Raw genomic sequence first — 17,683 nt, 5'->3', positions numbered from 1 at the left:
ATCAATATCGGCAAGTCGAAAGCGCAGGTCTATCTGCAGGCAAGACCGGATTGACTTTGAAGACGTGGCGGGCGGCCGCCCGCAATGCGAGAGAGGCTTGATCCCATGCTGTTCGCAGATCGCTCCGAGGCAGGAAAACGGCTTGGCAAGGCCCTTGATCGCTATCGAGGCGATAATGTCGTGGTACTGGCCTTGCCCCGCGGCGGCGTCCCGGTGGCGGCAGAGGTCGCCTCCCATCTGAAGGCTCCTCTCGACCTGCTTCTGGTGCGTAAGATTGGAGTACCAACCCACCCCGAACTTGCCATGGGCGCGATCATCGACGGCGATGATCCCATCGTTGTGCGCAACGAAGATGTCATTCGTCTAGCCTGGGTTTCGGCGGCAGAGTTTGACAAGTCATGCGAAAGGGAACTCGCCGAGATCGAGCGCCGACGTCGTCTCTACGTCGGCAATCGCCATCATGTCGATGTCAAGAGCAGGATAGCAATCATAGTCGACGACGGGATCGCAACGGGCGCAACCGTTCGGGCTGCGATCCGCGGCCTACGACGGCGCAAGCCCTGCAGCATCGTAGTGGCCGTTCCTGTCGCCCCGCCTGAAACGATCGAGGAACTGAGGAAAGAGGCCGACGATGTCATCTGCCTTGAAGAGCCCGAATTTTTCCAGGCGATCGGCCTTTATTATCGCGATTTCCATCAATTGAGAGACGAGGACGTGATCGCCTTGATGGGCGCTGCACAGGGCAGGGCATCTGCGGGACGCTCGTCGTCGGTCGACGAATAGTGCTTCAGCTATCCCCGATGGGTGGACAGCGCCCATGATTGCAATCATCGCTGAAAGCGGCCGATTTGGACTTCAAAATCGGCATGCCTAACGACTACATTTGTGTTGAATGCTTCGAGGGCCATGCGTTTTTCCAGAGGCGCTCATCATTGAAGCTCAAGCAACGGCACGGGCTGCCCGTTGACGTGAATCAAAATGGCTTTGGGTGCCTGTGCTAACATTCATGCTGTTGGGTGGCTGGTGGCGTCGTCGTTGTACGCTGCCTTGAGCCTATCCATTTGAAGTGAGTGTTGGAGACATGACGCTACCCGATAAATCTCGCACCGCTCTTGTGGCTGACATAGGCGGGACCAACGCGCGGTTCGCGATTGCGGACATCGATGAGCTCACAATCAAACATTTCGCCAGTTTCCAGTGCGACCTGTTCCCATCGCTCCAGGCCGCGGTCAAAGCCTACATGGATTGCATCCCGCATCGGCCCTCGATCGCTGGTTTTGCGATTGCCGGTCCCGTTGCGGAAGAGACCGTCCGCATGACAAATCTTCCATGGTCCTTCTCGCGCAAGGATCTGTGCTCGGCAAGCGGCGCCAAGTATGTTCATTTGGTCAATGATTTCGAGGCGCTCGCCCTGTCTCTGCCCTTTTTGGGCCCACACGACCTCCACAAGATCGGCGGAAGAGAGCCCGTGGATCGCGCGCCGAAGGTCGTGCTTGGACCTGGCACGGGTCTGGGCGTCGCGGGCCTTGTCCTGTCTCCGTCAGGATGGATCTCAATTGCCAGCGAAGGAGGCCACATTTCCTTTGCGGCCGAAGATGCGGATGAGCTCTTACTCATCAAGCGCATCGCAAAGAACGAAAAGCACGTGTCGGCAGAGCGTCTGATTTCGGGTCCAGGGCTCGTGCAGATCTACAAGGCGCTGGCCGAGACGCAGGAGGGGGCAGCGGTACTGGCCTCGGCACCTGAGATCGTGGAGCAGGCACTGCACGCCGAGAATCGTCTCGCCCTTGAGGCTCTCGGATATCTTGAGAGATGGCTCGGCCGTTTCGCCGGAGACATGGCCCTTGTCTACGGTGCCCGGGGCGGCGTCTATCTTGGCGGAGGCATCCCCGCGAGGGTTTTCGACCCTTCAGAAGCCACCGCTTTCCGTTTGGCATTTTTCCACAGGGAGTTTCAATACAAGGGGCGCCTGTCGTCATTTCTTGAACCGATCCCGATCTTTGTGATCAAGGCGCTGGATGCAGGATTGCGAGGCGCGGCAGTGGCGCTGTCTCAAGCCGAATTTCTGTCAGAAGGCATTAGCAGTGCTTCGGGCGGTAGGTCCGCGTCAGATCTTGTTCGACAGCCTGGCTAACAGGCCTCGACATCCGGCAGTTTTGTTCGGTGGTGGCAGCCCCTATTTTGACTATGCAGCCACGCTGAGGTCGAACACATCCTTTCGACGGCAAAGCTCAAAGCCGGGTCTCATAATTGCAGCCGCACCGGCTGCAACACCCAATCTGAGGGCGTCCTCAGGGGCCTTACCTTCCGAAAGTGCCCAGATCATCGCTGCTAGGAAGCTGTCTCCCGCGCCGACGGTAGAACGCGCGCGCACCTTGATCGCAGGTACGCGGAGTACACCTTGGGCGCTGGCAAGGAGTGCGCCGTCCGCCCCCATGGTAACCGCGACCAGCTCTGCCGCGCCACGGGCAACGATGTCGGACGCTGCTTGGCGGACACCCAGTTCATCCAGTTTGTGGCCGACGAACTGCTCCAACTCCCCAAGGCTCGGTTTCACCAGGAAGACACGAGAATGCATGAGTGTCGTCCCGAGACCGGTGCCAGAACTGTCGAGAACAAATCTTGCACCACGCGCTGCTGCCAACTTGGCCATTCGGCCGTAAATGTCGGAAGCTGTGTTTTTGGGGAGACTTCCGCTCGCGATAACGTACTGCCCTGCGTGAGATGAAATTATATCCAGACACGGCTTCAATTCTCCGGGGCGCACCGAAGGCCCTTCGGGAACAAAGCGATATTCGAGGCCCGTGCTGCGCTCGCGAACCATGAAGCTGATCCTGGTATCGCCCTTGATCGGCACAAGACGACCGAGGACTCCTTCCTTTTGCAACAGGCGAGCCAGTAGCGAGCCTGTCTCTCCTCCTGCAAGGAAGTAGGCTTCGGCTTCTCCTCCTAATGCCGTGATCACGCGGGCGACATTGATGCCACCACCGCCGGGATCAAATCTTGTGTCGGTGGTTCGCACCTTGCGAGTGGGATGCACAGTTTCCGTTTCGCTTGACATGTCGACCGCTGGGTTCAGCGTAATGGTCAGGATTTGTGTCACTTCGCCAGATCTTCCTCACCCAGCCACCGCCGCCTAATCACGTAAGTCGATGCGCTGAAGCAGGTTGCGCAACTGGTCGGTCGGCGCTTTGACGTGGCTCAAAGATATCGCACTCGGCTCAAATTCTTGATTGGGATCAAGGCTTATGCAGGTGAATTCCGCAGAGTGTCCCGATGCGTAGGGAGAGTGCGGTGAACGCAGGGTCTGCACTTGTAGATAGGCTTACGGCCCGATTTGACGAGGTCGGACGCGGCGATGTCGGCCATGTCGGAGGCAAGAATGCTTCGCTGGGCGAGATGGTGCAGGCCTTGGCACCAAAAGGCATCCGTGTACCGCCTGGTTTTGCGACGACGGCCAAGGCCTATCGGGACTTTGTGCACGCGAACCGCCTGGAAGAGCGGATCCAAGCACAGCTGGGCGAAATGATTGCTGGAAAGGCATCCCTTGCCGAGACGGGCAAGGCCATTCGGGAATTGTTTCTGCATGGCGACTGGCCCGAGGAAACCGCGACCGCGATCAAGATCGCCTATCGCGCGCTTTGCCGGAGCATTGGAAAAGCAGAGGTCGATGTCGCCGTGCGTTCGAGCGCGACCGCCGAGGATTTGCCCGTCGCGAGCTTCGCCGGTCAGCAGGAAACCTTCCTGAACATTCGTGGTGAGAATGCTCTGTTGGTGGCATGCCGCCGTTGCTACGCATCGCTCTTTACCGACCGAGCCATCAGCTATCGCCAGGCAAAAGGGTTCGATCACATGAGTGTCGCACTTTCAATTGGCGTGCAGCAGATGGTCCGTTCGGATCTTGGCGGATCGGGCGTCATGTTCTCGATCGACACGGAAACCGGCTTCAAGGATGTCGTCGTGATCGACGCCGCCTGGGGGCTGGGCGAAAATGTCGTACAAGGCGCCGTCGATCCCGACGAATACCAGGTCTTCAAACCTCTGCTCTCCGCACCCGCTCTTGTGCCCATCATCGGCAAGAAGTGCGGCGCCAAGGCGCAGAAGATGATCTACGCCGCCGGCGACAACCCAACCCGAAACGTTCCAACCTCGAAGATAGAGCGGACGGCTTTCGTGCTTGAAGATCATGAGATCCTGTTGCTCGCCAGGTGGGCAACTGCGATCGAGGCCCACTACCGCTGTCCCATGGACATGGAATGGGCAAAGGATGGGGAGACAGGCGATATCTTCATCGTCCAGGCTCGGCCAGAGACGGTCCAATCCCGTCGCGAAGCGGCAGCTTTCCGATCTTACACGATCACGCGAAAGGGGAGAAAGCTCATCGCAGGACTTGCGATCGGCGATGCGGTCGTCACGGGCCGCGTCTGCCTGATCGAAAATGCCCGCGACATCGCCAACTTCGTCGACGGTGCAATTCTCGTCACAGGAACCACCGACCCTGACTGGGTACCAATCATGAAGCGGGCGGCAGCGATCGTCACCGACCACGGCGGGCGCACCTCGCACGCTGCCATCGTCAGCCGCGAACTCGGCTTGCCAGCAATTGTCGGCACCGGCAACGCGACCGAATTGTTGCACGGTGAGCAGACCGTAACGGTGTCCTGCGCCGAAGGCGATCAGGGATTTGTCTATGAAGGGACGGCCGACTTCGACACCGAAATCGTCGACATGACCAACCTTCCACAAACGCACACCGAGATTATGCTCAATCTCGCGAACCCTGCCGCCGCGCTGCACTGGTGGCGTCTTCCAGCCGACGGGGTTGGTCTTGCCCGCATGGAGTTCGTGGTAAGCAACCATATCCGCATTCATCCGATGGCGCTTGTGCACTACGACCAGCTCAAGGACGAAGCTGCCAAGCGCGAAATCACGGAATTGACGGTCGGCTATGCGGACAAGACTGAGTATTTTGTCGACAGGTTGGCGCGAGGGCTGTCGCGCATCGCCGCGGCGCTCTACCCAAAGCCCGTCATTGTGCGCATGAGCGATTTCAAGACCAATGAATATGCCGGACTGATAGGGGGCGCCCAGTTCGAGCCAAAAGAGGAAAACCCGATGATCGGGTTCCGGGGCGCGTCCCGGTATTACTCCCCGCTTTACCGAGAGGGCTTCGCACTTGAGTGCCGAGCCATCCGCCGGCTGCGGAACGAAATGGGATTTCGAAACGTCATCGTGATGATTCCGTTTTGCCGTTCGACGCATGAGGCCGACCAGGTGCTCGAGGTCATGGCGGCGAACGGACTAAGGCGCGGCGAAGATGACCTGCAGGTTTTCGTCATGTGCGAAATCCCGTCCAACGTCATTCTAGCGGCGGAATTCGCAAAACGCTTCGACGGCTTCTCGATCGGATCGAATGATCTCACACAGCTTACTCTTGGGGTCGATCGTGACTCTGCCGAGCTCGCGAACCTCTTCGACGAACAGGATGCGGCGGTGAAATGGATGATCTCGAACGTCATCAATGCGGCCCGCAAGTCTGGCGCCAAGATCGGTCTCTGCGGGCAAGCGCCGAGCGATCATCCCGAATTCGCGACGTTCCTCGTCGACTGCGGCATCGACTCGATCTCGGTCAGTCCCGACAGCTTCATCGCGGTGAAGCGAAAGGTCGCCATGGCGGAGACCGCGACCAGAAAAAGTGAGGCAAGACAATGAGAGCCAGCGACATCATGACCATGGGGGCGACGACGGTCCGCCCCGACACCACGATCGAGCATGCGGCGCGCGTCATGCTTGAGCACCGCATCAGCGGCCTGCCGGTCGTAAACGCACAAGGAAAGCTGCTCGGCATCGTTACCGAACGCGACCTGTTGCGTCGGGAGGAGATCGGAACCGCGCGCCATCGCCCGCGATGGCTGGAGATCTGGCTGAATAGGAGTCAGCTGGCGCGAGAGTATGCTCAGGAGCATGGGCGTGAGGTCGAGCACGTCATGAGCCGCGACGTCGCAAGCGTTGGCCCGGATGCGCCGGTCAGCGAGATCGTCGACCTGATGGAAAAGCGTGCCATCAAGCGGCTGCCGGTCGTCAGCGATGGCAAAGTAATCGGCATCGTCAGCCGCTCCAACCTATTGTCGGCGCTGTCGCACCATGTCGGTGAAATCCCCTTATCGGTCGTCAGCGACTTGGAAATCCGCAAGCGCATTATGGAGGAAGTTGAAAACAAGGCCTGGATGCTTGACGTCGCGATCGACGTCGTCGTTCACGACGGTGTCGTCCATCTCAATGGTACGGTCGCGGATGAAAATGTGCGCGCCGCGATACGCGTCGCAGCCGAAAACACGTCGGGCGCCGTCCGCGTGGTCGACAATATCCGCGTTGTTACCCCCGCCGCGGACGATACGTGAGTGTTCCTTGGGGGTGCAATGAAATGGCTTGTAGACAGAATTGATCCGCATGCGAACGTTTGATTGGATCAAGTGACGAGCTTCGTGTTGATGATCGCCACCCAATATCTCGACAACGCTGCCGAGGATTTTCGTCGGCGCTCCCGCCGCAATATGGCTTTGGCCGCATTTAGGATTGGCTGGACATTGCATCCTCTTCGGTCTCGGTTTTTTGATTGCCCCCAAGAGTGGGAACGCGCCAGCGAACCACTCCAAGACCAGCGAGCGCCAGCGCTGTAAGACCTGCGCCCGTCAAAAAGGTCATTTGCGGTCCAAAGATTTCCCAAAGCATGCCTGCCAGCAGGCTCGCCGCCAGCAACGCGAAGCCACCCGCAAGGTTGAACATGCCGAAGGCAGTGCCCCTGAGTTCCGGCGGCGCAGTATCACTGACGAGCGTTGCCAGAAGCCCTTCCGTGAACCCCAGATGCAAACCCCAGAGGGCCACGCCGAGCGCAACACCGGGAAGGCTTCCGGCGCGCGCCAGCACAAGGTCTGCAGCAATGAGGATCGAGAAACCGACAATTATCATTGTCAGGCGATTGACGCGGTCTGAGAGCGCGCCCGCCGGATAGGCCGCGAGCGCGTAGATTACATTCATGACCACAAATATCAGTGGGATGAGAACGGTTGGCAAACCCATGCCTTGTGCGCGCACTAGGAGAAAGGCCTGACTGAACCTGGCCAAGGTGAACACGGTTGCGACACAGACAACAAGCCAGAAGGACGAACCCAGCCGTCGCAGCTCTGGCATGCTCAGGGGAGCCCGCACCTGACGCAAGTCTGCAGGTCGAACCGGCTCACGAACGGCAAGGGCAAGGACGCCAACCGCGAGTGCGCCGGGAAGAACGGCGACCCAGAACACGATCCGAAACTGATTGGAGGTCAGCCACATCAAGCCAATTGCCAGGAGCGGCCCGACAAATGCGCCTACCGTGTCGAGAGATTGACGAAGACCAAAACTCGCGCCTCGCAGGTCTGGCGGTGCGATATCGGCAATCAGAGCATCACGGGGGGCGTCTCGGATTCCTTTGCCGATCCGGTCGACAAAGCGTGCTGCCATAACCCATCCAACTGACGAAGCCAGCGGGAACACCGGCTTGGTGACGGCCGCCAGAGCGTAGCCGATGATGGCCAATAGCTTGCGTTTTCCCAGCCAATCAGACAGCGCACCGGAGAAGACTTTGGTAATGGCAGCCGTCGCTTCGGCAACGCCTTCTATCGTCCCGATCGCCACCATCGATGCCCCCATGACGGTCACGAGATAGATTGGCAGCAAAGCGTGGCCCATCTCCGAGGAGACGTCCATCAGCAATGACACGAAACCTAGCGCCCAGATTTCCGAGGAGATGGTCCGAAGGCCTGTGCGAGCACTTTCTGAGGCCGTAGGGTGTTCCATCGCTCCCTTTCTCACCAACTCGATACTGGGACCGCCTCCGTGCCAACCTTGGGGACCGATTATCGCTTCCAGTTCGTCGCACCTGCCAACTTGCTCATTTCAAGGATCTGCTGACACGCGAGACTGATCCCGAACAGAGGCGGGTCATTGAAGGCCTGCTGGAACTGGAGCAACAAAAACTCAAAAATGGCGGAGCGTCAGGCCGCAAGCAATCGCCATCTTCAATCGCTGCGCTAAGGCCAAGAGCGCGCCGGTCAGGCGCGCTGAAGTTCTCTAGCCACGGCAATCACGCGGCCTTGACCGTGATCTTCTTCTCGGCCTTCTGGGCTTCGGCGGTCTTGGGCAGCTTCACCGTCAGCACGCCCTTGGTGAAGCTTGCATCGATCTTGTCGGCGTCGACCCCGTCAGGCAGCTGGAAGGAACGCTGGAAGGAGCCGTAGCGGCGCTCGGACAGATAATAGTCCTTGTCCTTCTCTTCCTTCTCTTCCTGCTTCTCGCCCTTGATCGTCAGCGTGTGGTTGGAGAGCTTGATCTCGACATTCTTCTCGTCGATGCCGGGCAGCTCGGCCGTGATCTCATACTGCTTTTCCTTCTCGACGAGGTCCATCGCCGGCGCCACCGGCCAGTCCGCGCTGCGCAACGACGGCAGCTCACGACCGAAAAGGGAGCGGGTCGAGGGCAGCCGGAAGTCGAAAGCGTGGAAGTCGTCGAACAGCCGGTCGATTTCGCGACGCAGGCTTTCGAACGGTGCCGTCCAGTTGTCGGACCGGGCAGGGGCAGTGCCTTTCTCTGTCTTGACGGGGAGTTTGGTGGCAGCTTCAGCCATGGTTCTTCTCCTAGCATTTGGGGTTGAATGCGAGCCCGCCGTCTCGACCCTTTCGCCTCAGGTTTCCCTGGGAGCCGGTGAGAGAAGCGGGCCCGCTTGTCAGGGCTGTAAGAGGGAGCTACGCGCCCAACCACTTCCCGATCTCGGGTCGTTACCGCCCCGCGTGGCCACATCCAGCCTGACATGAGCTGCATCAAAGCAGTTGTGGAGTGGCCGCTCATTGATCGGGATCAATGGCGCGAGAAAAAGCCGCTCGCCGGAACTCGAATTGAGAGGCGCGACCATCAAAGGATAGCGCGGTGATTTGAAACGCCATCCCTCGGCACCGCACGGCAGTCCGATGATCAAAGGTGCTGGCGCTCAAGTTCGGCGCAGGAATAGCTGAGTGCGGACAAATCCATCGGTGAGATGGTTTGCGAGCAATGGCGTCGAACGAAAGCTCGGAAATCAGCGACTACAGTTCTTCAAGAACCGGGTCGTCGGCATGATCCTCCAGGATCGCGGCGGACCGATCGTCGGAAGGCTTAGAGGCGGGTTGGGTTCGGTGACCTGGCATCGAATATTGCGCCATTTCGTGCTGTGACAAAAGGGAATGGAGCCGTGACTGTATTGACGCCGGTGATTTGCAACCGAGCCCGATCAGTCCCAGATACCAGCCTCGCTTGCGGCATCACTGCGAATGGCGTTCCAGCACATTGATGCGGTCCTCGGTTATCCTGCCGTCTACGACCTGGATGATCCGGTCGCAGCGGCCGGCGAGATCATGGTTGTGCGTGACGATCAGGAAGGTCGTGCCGCGCTCCCTGTTGAAGCGCCGCATCAATTCGAAAACCGCATCGGCTGAGGCCGTGTCGAGATTGCCGGTCGGTTCATCGGCGAGCACCAGCAACGGATCCATGGCCAAGGCACGGGCTATGGCTACGCGCTGCTGCTGACCGCCCGACATGTTCAGCGCCCGATTGTTGCGCCATCTGCCGAGGTCGACCCAGTCCAGGAGCTCGTCGGCGCGCCGTTCCATAGCGGCGTCCGGTCGGCCACGATCCAGCAGCATCGGCATCATGACATTCTCGCGAGCGGTGAAAGCAGAGATCAGGTAATGGTACTGGAACACGAAACCGATCGTGTGGCCGCGCAGGCTGGTCAAGGCGGCTTCCGACAATTCAGTCGTGTCCTCGCCATGGATCGATAGACGCCCGGAGGTCGGGCGATCGAGCAGGCCAATGATATTGAGCAGCGTGCTCTTGCCTGATCCGGATGGCCCCATCAGGGCGACAAATTCGCGCGGGTGGATGGTGACGTCTATGCCGTGCAGCACTTCGGTCTCGACCGGGGTGCCGACATTGTAGGATTTGCGAATGCCTTCGAGAGCGAGCAGATCAGCCATGGATGGCATCCACCGGATCGAGGCTTGCGGCGCGCAGCGCCGGCACGATGCCGGCTATCACCCCGGTAATGGTGGCAAGGGCCGCCGAAGATACGAACAGGCTCGGTTGGATATAGAGGGGGAACAGTTCGGAGCCATCGGCCTGTCGTGCGTAGCGGTGCCAAACCATCAGAGCGCCGGCGCCGACAAGCGCTCCGGCCAATGAGCCGACAAAACCGAGCACGCCGCCCTGGATCAGGAAGACCCTCAGGATTTGTCCGCGCGCGCAACCCATGGCGCGCAATATGCCGATGTCCTTGGAACGCTGAAGCACGGACACCACCAGGACGGCCGCAATGCCGAACGCCACGGACAGGCCGACAAAGATGCGGATCAGGGCACTGGAGAGGTTTTGGGCCCGGATCGCAGTGAATATCTGGGCGTTGGTCTTGATCCAGCTGTCGGCCTGCACCGGTAGCGTCGCCTGAATGTCCTGAGCAATGGTTTCCGCCGCATAGACGTCGGTGACAGTGAGGTCGATCGTCGTCACGCCGCCGAGCAGCCCGAGCAGGCTCTGAGCCGTCCGCAGCGCGACATAGGCGTTGCGCGCGTTCGCGCCCTTGTTGCCGAGATCGAATATTCCCTTGATTGTCAGTGTGCGGCTGCCGCCAATGGCGGTCGTTACGTTGATCTTGTCGCCGATCGTCGCGCCGATATCCTTGGCGAGTTCGAGGCCGACGAGGATGTCGTCGGAGCCAAGCTCTGAATTGCCGGCGACGATGTAGTTCGGCACACGAACGATGCGGAAATAGTCGTCGGCCTGCATTCCAAAGATGCCGATGCTGCGGCTGGCATCGCCGCGTACGGCAAGTGCTGAACCGGATACGGTCGGCGTTGCGATCACCACATCCGGCCGGGCGCGCATCGCGGCGAGGATCGTCTGCCACTGATCGATGGAAAGGATGCGCTGCGTCGGCTGCTGGACGATCGCGGCCTCGATCACCCCATCATGCCATCTCAGTGGTCGGGCGACTTCCTGTGGCGCCAGGAGCTGGATCTGCGGCTGAGAAGTGAGCACGCGATTGGTGAAGTTGGTCTGCACGCTGGTCAGCATCGCCGACATGAACACGATGACACCGACGCCGATGGCGATGCCGCTGAGGATGAATCCCGACTGCATGCGGCCTTCGGCGAGAAACCGCAGTGCTGCGATCCAGGCAAATGTCAGCCAGGGTTTCATGACGCCACCGGCCTGATGCGCTGGCCGGCCCTGACGCCGGCGGCGATCGGAACGACCAGATCATCCTGCGCAAGTCCTTCAAGGACCTCTATCTGGTCGCTCGTGCGCAGGCCGAGCCTGACCGCCTGCTCGCGTGGGCGGCCGTTGCGAACGACGAGAACCCAAGGCGAAGCGGATGTCGGGTCATGCACCGCGCGCGCCGGAACGACCAGCGTCGAGGCGCGCTTGTCGATTTCTATGTCCACGGAGACGGTCATGTCCTGGCGCAGATAGGGCGGCGGAGCTGTTGCGGTGAGCTTCACCTCCACCGACGCGCGCGTGATGTCGATGGACGGGTTGATGTACGACACCTTGGCGTCGAAGCGATGGTCTGGATAGGCGTCGGCTGAGACCAGTGCGTCCTGACCTACCCGAAGGAGACCGAGGTTCTTCTCGTCGATCTGCAACACCAACTGGACATCGCCGGCGGGCGCCAGCACGAGGAGGGCGTTTCCGGGCTGAACAATGGCGCCACGCTCGACATTGCGGGTGATGAGTGTGCCGTCTCGCGGCGCGGCGATGGTCGCATAGCCAAGGCGCGCTTGCGAAGTCGCGACATTGGCCTGTGCCTGATTGAGCTGGGTCAGCGCCATCACGTAGTCGCTGCCCCCGGGCTGTGCGGTGTAGACGGAGAGCTCGGCCGTGCGGACCTGGGTGCGCGCGACATCAAGATCCCTGGTGGCGGTGTCGAGCGTCTCGCGGGTGCCGAAACCCGCCTTGGAGAGCTGTTCGGCCCTTTGGTAGGCCGCCTGGGCATTGACCAGCGTCGCCTCGGCCTGCTTGAGCGCCTGCTGCGCGGCCGGCAGCGTGAACTCCCGCAGCTGCCGCATCCGCGCCTCCGCCTGCGCGGCGGCGCCTTGCGCCTGGACGACCGCGGATTTCAGTTCGCTGGACTCCAGGACAATGAGCGGCTGGCCCCGTTTGACGATCTGGCCCTCGTCGACCAGCACCTCCGCGACCGTGCCGGTGTACTGCGTTCCGATATTCACGCGATAGGGCGTCTCGACGTGGCCGCTCGCCACGACGGTCCTTGTGAGATCGCCGCGGATCACGCGATAGACGACGACTTCCGGGCCGACAAGCCAGCGCGCCAGCGCCAGGGCAAGAGCGACCGCCAGCAAGGCCAGCCCGCCAAGCAGCCATTTGTGCAGCCAGACAAAATGCCTGGCCGCCGACATGCGCAGCCTGTGGGATATGTCGGGATGCAAATCTGTGTTGGTCTGCAGCATGGCGGCCTCGAGGGGTGAAATCGCCCAAGTGATTATGGCGGCACGCGCCTGCCACCTTGTGCCAGATCAATTCTGACCTTCGGCTTGCCAGTTTCCGATCGCGCGGCCGATCTCGGTTGGCAGTATCGCCTTAAGCTGGCGGGTCGACCACGATCCCGGACAGTGGCTCGACCCAGTACAGGTGGTCGGTCACGGCCTTTACGCCGGCGACGTTTTCTGCCGCGACAAGCGCGGCCTGGCGCTCGCGCTCGTCGAGGATCGCGCCATTCAGTTCGGCAATCCCCTTGTCGACCCTGACATGGATCATGCCTGTTCCAGCCCATGGCTGGGCGGCAAGTTCCGCAACGATCTTCTGACGGATCTGTTCGTCGGTTGCCAACGTCGAGCCGCCCTTTGGAAGAGAGCGAAGCAATGCGCGCAGAAGATCGGAACGTGTGACGATGCCGACAACTTTTCCGCCCTCGACCACCGGAATGCGTTTGACCTGGTGGCGCGTCATGAGTTCGACGACGTCCTCCAATGCGCTTTCAGGGGATGTCGTGACGACGTTCTCGGACATTACCTCGTCGACCCGACGGCCGTTGGCATGGACATACTCCTCGGCGACACGTCCTGGGCTGACGAGAAACTCCAGCCAGCGCGGGCGCTTGCGTTTCGTGCCCAGCTCGCCGCGGCGCAGAAAATCGCCTTCACTGACAATCCCGACCAGCATGCCATCGCTGCGGATGACGGGAAGGCCGCTGATCTTGCGCGACAGCATCAGCCCGGCCGCGTCGGCAATCGACGCCGACGGTTCGACGCCAATGACTGGGGAGGTCATTATCGATAAGGCTTGCATGTTCGTCTCCTTCGAAATTTACCCTTGTTCGGCTTGCCGCCGTGGGACCACGACAGCATGGAACAGCTGGGCTCTTCTTATTCCCTGGGCAGGCGGGCGCTTTGACCGGCGTCAAGGCAGGATCTCGACCGAGGTTGCAGTTTTCGAACCCAATCCTGCAAAATCTGGTTCGAGCGTCGAACGATGGACAACAAGCATAAATTCAACATCGGCTACGTCGTGGCCGCTCTTCTGCTGATCGGCTTGCTTCAATCCTGGCTCGCGTATCGCGATACCGCTCAGCTTTCCTACAGTGACGTCATCCGCCTCGCGCAGGAGGGCAAGGTTGCGTCCGTCACGCTCACCGAGACCATGATCGAAGGTGCGTTCAAGGAGCCGGAGGATGGCAAGACCACATTCCTTGCCAATCGCGTCGACCCTGCGGCAGCCACGGTTTTTGAGAAGGCCGGCGCCAAGGTCAGCGGCGCTTCCGACAGCAACTGGCTGACGACAATTCTCTCCTGGATTCTGCCAGCGCTGATCTTCGTCGGCATCTGGATGTTCTTTTTCCGCGGCTTCGCCGACAGGCAAGGCATGGGCGGCCTGATCAACATCGGCAAGTCGAAGGCGAAGGTCTATCTGGAGCGCAAGACCGGAGTGACTTTTGAAGACGTGGCGGGCGTCGATGAAGCCAAGGCCGAACTGCAGGAAATCGTTTCCTTCCTCAAGGACAAAGACAAGTACGGTCGCCTTGGCGCGCGTATCCCCAAGGGCATCCTGCTGGTCGGGCCGCCCGGAACCGGCAAGACACTGATGGCGCGCGCGGTCGCAGGCGAGGCGGGGGTGCCCTTCTTTTCCATCTCAGGCTCGGAATTCGTCGAGATGTTCGTCGGCGTGGGGGCAGCGCGGGTGCGGGACCTGTTCGAGCAGGCCCGGCAAGCTGCGCCCTGCATCATTTTCATCGACGAACTTGACGCGTTGGGACGTGCCCGCAGCCCGTTCGCGGGTTACGGCGGCGGTGACGAGAAAGAGCAGACATTGAACCAACTGCTGTCGGAACTCGACGGTTTCGATCCGCGTGTCGGTATCGTGCTGCTGGCCGCCACCAATCGGCCCGAAATCCTGGACCCGGCCTTGCTGCGGGCAGGGCGCTTCGACCGGCAGGTCGTTCTGGACCGGCCTGACCGCAAAGGTCGGGAGGCGATCGTCAAGGTCCACATCCAGAAAGTCTCAATCGCTCCTGGCGTCAGCGCGGACGAGATTGCCGCGATAACGCCCGGTTTCACCGGGGCCGACCTTGCCAATCTGGTCAACGAGGCGGCCATCGTCGCCACGCGACGCGGCGCCGACAAGGTGACGATGGATGACTTCACCAATGCGGTCGAGCGCATCGTCGCAGGGTCGGAACGCAAAAGCCGATTGCTGAAACCGCAGGAGCGTGAGCGTGTCGCCTTTCACGAAATGGGGCACGCCCTGGTGGCGGTCGCGAAGAGGAGCGCCGATCCGGTGCACAAGGTATCCATCATCCCGCGCTCGATCGGCGCTCTCGGCTACACCATGCAGCGTCCGACCGAGGATCGGTTCCTGATCACGGTCAGTGAACTGAAGGACCGCATGGTCGTCCTCATGGGCGGCCGCGCGGCGGAGGAAGTCATATTCGGCGAAGTTTCGACCGGGGCGGCCGACGACCTCGCGAAGGTCACGGACATCGCCCGTCAATGTGTCACCCGTTTCGGCATGGACCCGACGGTAGGGCAGGCAGTCCTCGAAGAGCAGCGTCTGCAATGGCTTGGCGACGGCCCTGGCCTGCCGAACAAAAAGGACTATTCGGAGGCCACGGCGCGTGAGGTCGATCTGGCAGTCCGCGGTATGATCGATGAGGCCTTTGCCAATGCCAGGGATTTGCTTCGCGAAAGGATCACCGACCTGCGCGCTGGCGCGAGGCTGCTGCTCGAGAAAGAAACGCTGACGCCTGACGACTTCGCTCCGCTGCGGCGAACCGAGATGCTGGCCCCGGCGGCGTGAAGGCGATGCAGGCGGAGATCCTGGTCCGCATTGAACAAACGAGGAGAGTGTCATGAAACACAAGCTTCAGCAGAAGATGATCGACATCCTGGCGCGTTGCATGGACATGACGATCGCAACGAACCGCTCCGATGGCTCGCCCCAGGCGACGGTGGTCTCGTTCGTCCATGATGGTTTGCTGCTCTATTTCGGCTGCGGCGCCGGCTCGCAGAAAGCAGGGAATATTTCTCGCGATCCGCGCGTTTCGGTCGCCATGACCGCACCCTACGACAACTGGCTGGAGATCAAGGGGCTGTCGATGGCGGCGACCGCCACCGAGGTCGTCTTGCCTGCCGAGCTCACAGAAATAGGACGCCTGATGGTGCAGCGCTTCCCGCAGATTTCGACCATCCAGCCCTCTGAGGCCGCACCCGCGAAGCTCTTCAGAGTACGGCCCACGATCGTCTCCTTGCTCGACTATTCTCTGGGTTTTGGTCATGCCGATCTCGTCAAAGTCGAGGCTGAAGACATCGCCGAAACCCTGGACAGCATGCAACACCATTGGCTTGCGGGCACTTCCGCAACCTCGTGACGACCGCGCCAATCGTCCGACCACCTGACTATCTGACCCGGCATTGAGCAGGATCAATGAGCAGGAGCGCCAAGGGTGCTTTGTTGTCGCCGCGGGCGACAAGTCCGCTTCAACAAACAGGAGACAGACCAATGACGGATCTAACATTGCGTCAGAACATTCTCGATGAGTTGGAATTTGAGCCGAGCATCGACGCCGCCCACATCGGCGTCGCCGTGGAAGATGGCATCGTCACCCTCACCGGACATGTTTCTTCCTACTGGGAAAAGACCACTGCCGAAAATGTGGTCAAGCGGCTCAAGGGCGTGAAGGGTATCGCCGAGGAAATCGAAGTCCGGCTGATTGGACAGAAGGGGACCGCGGACGACGAGATCGCCAGGCGTGCGGTCAATGCCGTGACCTGGAATGTCTCCATCCCGAGGGACAAGGTGCAGGTCAAGGTCCAGGACGGCTGGATCACGCTGACCGGGAAAGTTGAATGGCAATACCAGAAGAACGCGGCGGCCGAGGCCGTGCGCGGGCTGGCCGGCGTTGTCGGCGTTGCCAATCAGATCGAAATCACCCCACGTGCCTCGGTACCCGACGTCAAGAAGCGCATCGAGGATGCGCTGAAGCGCGATGCGGAAATCGAAGCCCAGGCGATCCGCGTCAACGTGCGGGATGGCAGGGTGACGCTTGAAGGCAAGGTCAAGGCATGGTCCGAGCGCCAGGCAGCGGAACGCGCCGCTTGGTCGACGCCGGGCGTCCGGATGGTGGAAGACCGGATTGCGATCGTCTGATGGCTCGACCTGGTTGACGCGGCGGCTCAAGCGGCCGTCGCGCCGATAGTCCGAGGCACGCGCCACCGCGAAGTGCATCTGGCGGTGAGGATCGCGGCCAATGATGGCGAGCAACGCCTTCATTCTATGTCAAGGAGTAACAACATGATTATGACGACTGGCACGCTGGTCGCGGTAACCGAGGGCGAGAAGTTGCGCCTGTTTCGCAACAAGGGCCACGAACCCCAGATCGATCTGGTTGAATTGGGCGAGCCGACGCTCAAAACGGCCAACACCGGGTCGGGCGGTCGCCACCGCAGTTCCACCGCCAATCCGGACGACTCTCGCCTGCGGGAAGACGATTTTGCCGCTGCCGTTGCCGAGTATCTCAATCGGGGGGCGCTGACGGAAGCGTTCGAGCATGTGGTGGTGGTTGCCGATCCGCGCACGCTCGGCGAACTGCGCAAGCATGTCGAGCCTTCGCTTAAAGCGAAACTGGCGGGTGAACTCGGCAAGGATCTCGTGAAGCACTCAGTCGAAGCCATCGAAAATACGTTGGCGGCGGCTTGAGTAGTCCGCACACCCCATAACCAGGCTGCTATCGACGACCGTCGCTGGTGTGGCGGGATGTTGGCTTCACGCACCTATGACTGGCAAGGGATCGCTGGCGGCAGTGTTTTTCGCCAGTGGCGTCCGCCGCAAATCCCCAGCCAAGAATCTCGGGATCCCTGCACAACCGATAGCTGTCAGCCATTGCCGCTAAACGAGCGAGAAGTCCGAGCCCAGGAAGACGAGAAATTGCCCTGTGATCAAAGGAATTCGCAGCACCGGACCGTCGTCGCTGCTGTCCTGAATCGGTGATCCCGTGACACAAGGGTGTACCTTCAGGATCGCTTTCCAGATCGTCGGAAAATCCGCCCCTTTGCTCTTCTCAGCGTTGCACGCGTTGAGAAGCCCCGTAACGCTGTCCGTCATTGAA

The 17,683-nt window shown here is 60.6% G+C and carries 16 protein-coding genes; 8 read left to right on the top strand and 8 right to left on the bottom strand.

Translation table 11 applies throughout. From position 1 onward, the window contains the following. The first annotated feature begins 105 nt into the window (after window positions 1-105). Both ACLGL5_RS04460 and glk read left to right on the top strand, forming a co-directional pair. Window positions 106-783, top strand: coding sequence for a phosphoribosyltransferase (locus tag ACLGL5_RS04460; RefSeq protein ID WP_038647147.1), 678 nt, complete (start codon window positions 106-108; stop codon window positions 781-783). Window positions 784-1,081: 298 nt separating this feature from the next. After that, the gene (gene glk, locus ACLGL5_RS04455) at window positions 1,082-2,134 is read left to right on the top strand and encodes a glucokinase (RefSeq protein ID WP_051726812.1); all 1,053 of its coding nucleotides are present in this window, start codon (window positions 1,082-1,084) and stop codon (window positions 2,132-2,134) included. Between the two features lie 51 nt (window positions 2,135-2,185). Here the strand turns inward: glk and ACLGL5_RS04450 are convergent, their stop codons facing one another. Continuing rightward, window positions 2,186-3,103 (bottom strand): 1-phosphofructokinase family hexose kinase, encoded by a 918-nt coding sequence (locus tag ACLGL5_RS04450; RefSeq protein ID WP_038647145.1) that lies wholly within the window; start codon window positions 3,101-3,103, stop codon window positions 2,186-2,188. A gap of 191 nt (window positions 3,104-3,294) precedes the next feature. Between ACLGL5_RS04450 and ppsA the strand changes: the two genes are divergently transcribed. Together ppsA and ACLGL5_RS04440 are read left to right on the top strand one after the other, a co-directional pair. Beyond that, window positions 3,295-5,712 (top strand): phosphoenolpyruvate synthase, encoded by a 2,418-nt coding sequence (gene ppsA / locus ACLGL5_RS04445; RefSeq protein WP_245306989.1) that lies wholly within the window; start codon window positions 3,295-3,297, stop codon window positions 5,710-5,712. Further along, on the top strand, window positions 5,709-6,401 hold the full coding sequence (locus tag ACLGL5_RS04440; protein WP_038647141.1) for a CBS domain-containing protein: 693 nt from the start codon (window positions 5,709-5,711) through the stop codon (window positions 6,399-6,401). Before ppsA ends, ACLGL5_RS04440 begins: the two co-directional genes overlap by 4 nt. 169 nt (window positions 6,402-6,570) lie before the next feature. On the opposite strand, the gene ACLGL5_RS04435 is transcribed toward ACLGL5_RS04440, so the two are convergent. The 6 genes from ACLGL5_RS04435 to ACLGL5_RS04410 form a co-directional block, all read right to left on the bottom strand. Then, window positions 6,571-7,836, bottom strand: coding sequence for an MFS transporter (locus ACLGL5_RS04435; RefSeq protein WP_069090410.1), 1,266 nt, complete (start codon window positions 7,834-7,836; stop codon window positions 6,571-6,573). A gap of 286 nt (window positions 7,837-8,122) precedes the next feature. Further along, entirely contained in the window at window positions 8,123-8,662 is a 540-nt protein-coding gene (locus ACLGL5_RS04430; protein ID WP_038647139.1) for an Hsp20/alpha crystallin family protein, read from the bottom strand. A 670-nt stretch (window positions 8,663-9,332) separates the two neighbouring features. Continuing rightward, the gene (locus ACLGL5_RS04425; protein WP_038647137.1) at window positions 9,333-10,046 is read right to left on the bottom strand and encodes an ABC transporter ATP-binding protein; all 714 of its coding nucleotides are present in this window, start codon (window positions 10,044-10,046) and stop codon (window positions 9,333-9,335) included. Continuing rightward, the gene (locus tag ACLGL5_RS04420) at window positions 10,039-11,265 is read right to left on the bottom strand and encodes an FtsX-like permease family protein (RefSeq protein ID WP_069090409.1); all 1,227 of its coding nucleotides are present in this window, start codon (window positions 11,263-11,265) and stop codon (window positions 10,039-10,041) included. Before ACLGL5_RS04420 ends, ACLGL5_RS04425 begins: the two co-directional genes overlap by 8 nt. Continuing rightward, the gene (locus ACLGL5_RS04415) at window positions 11,262-12,482 is read right to left on the bottom strand and encodes an efflux RND transporter periplasmic adaptor subunit (RefSeq protein ID WP_141700979.1); all 1,221 of its coding nucleotides are present in this window, start codon (window positions 12,480-12,482) and stop codon (window positions 11,262-11,264) included. The genes ACLGL5_RS04420 and ACLGL5_RS04415 overlap by 4 nt, the downstream gene beginning before the upstream one ends. 181 nt (window positions 12,483-12,663) lie before the next feature. Next, a complete protein-coding gene (locus tag ACLGL5_RS04410; protein ID WP_038647131.1) occupies window positions 12,664-13,371 on the bottom strand; it encodes a CBS domain-containing protein in 708 nt (235 codons plus the stop codon). Between the two features lie 183 nt (window positions 13,372-13,554). On the opposite strand from ACLGL5_RS04410, the gene ftsH reads away from it, so the two are divergent. The 4 genes from ftsH (at window position 13,555) to ACLGL5_RS04390 (ending at window position 17,274) form a co-directional block, all read left to right on the top strand. Next, on the top strand, window positions 13,555-15,375 hold the full coding sequence (ftsH, locus tag ACLGL5_RS04405) for an ATP-dependent zinc metalloprotease FtsH (RefSeq protein ID WP_069090408.1): 1,821 nt from the start codon (window positions 13,555-13,557) through the stop codon (window positions 15,373-15,375). Window positions 15,376-15,427: 52 nt separating this feature from the next. Further along, complete coding sequence (locus ACLGL5_RS04400; RefSeq protein ID WP_051726808.1) at window positions 15,428-15,946, top strand: pyridoxamine 5'-phosphate oxidase family protein; 519 nt, start codon at window positions 15,428-15,430, stop codon at window positions 15,944-15,946. A 131-nt stretch (window positions 15,947-16,077) separates the two neighbouring features. Beyond that, on the top strand, window positions 16,078-16,725 hold the full coding sequence (locus tag ACLGL5_RS04395) for a BON domain-containing protein (RefSeq protein WP_240565018.1): 648 nt from the start codon (window positions 16,078-16,080) through the stop codon (window positions 16,723-16,725). Between the two features lie 150 nt (window positions 16,726-16,875). After that, window positions 16,876-17,274, top strand: coding sequence for a baeRF12 domain-containing protein (locus ACLGL5_RS04390; RefSeq protein WP_338100926.1), 399 nt, complete (start codon window positions 16,876-16,878; stop codon window positions 17,272-17,274). A 189-nt stretch (window positions 17,275-17,463) separates the two neighbouring features. Here the strand turns inward: ACLGL5_RS04390 and ACLGL5_RS04385 are convergent, their stop codons facing one another. Further along, window positions 17,464-17,679 carry a hypothetical protein gene (locus ACLGL5_RS04385; RefSeq protein ID WP_038647125.1) on the bottom strand — a complete coding sequence of 72 codons (216 nt, stop codon included), beginning with the start codon at window positions 17,677-17,679 and terminating at the stop codon, window positions 17,464-17,466. Window positions 17,680-17,683: the final 4 nt, after the last annotated feature.

It is taken from the genome of Mesorhizobium sp. U510 (genome assembly GCF_059180695.1).
Note: the sequence above shows the minus strand (reverse complement) of the source record. Positions and strands in the feature narration are given on the sequence as shown.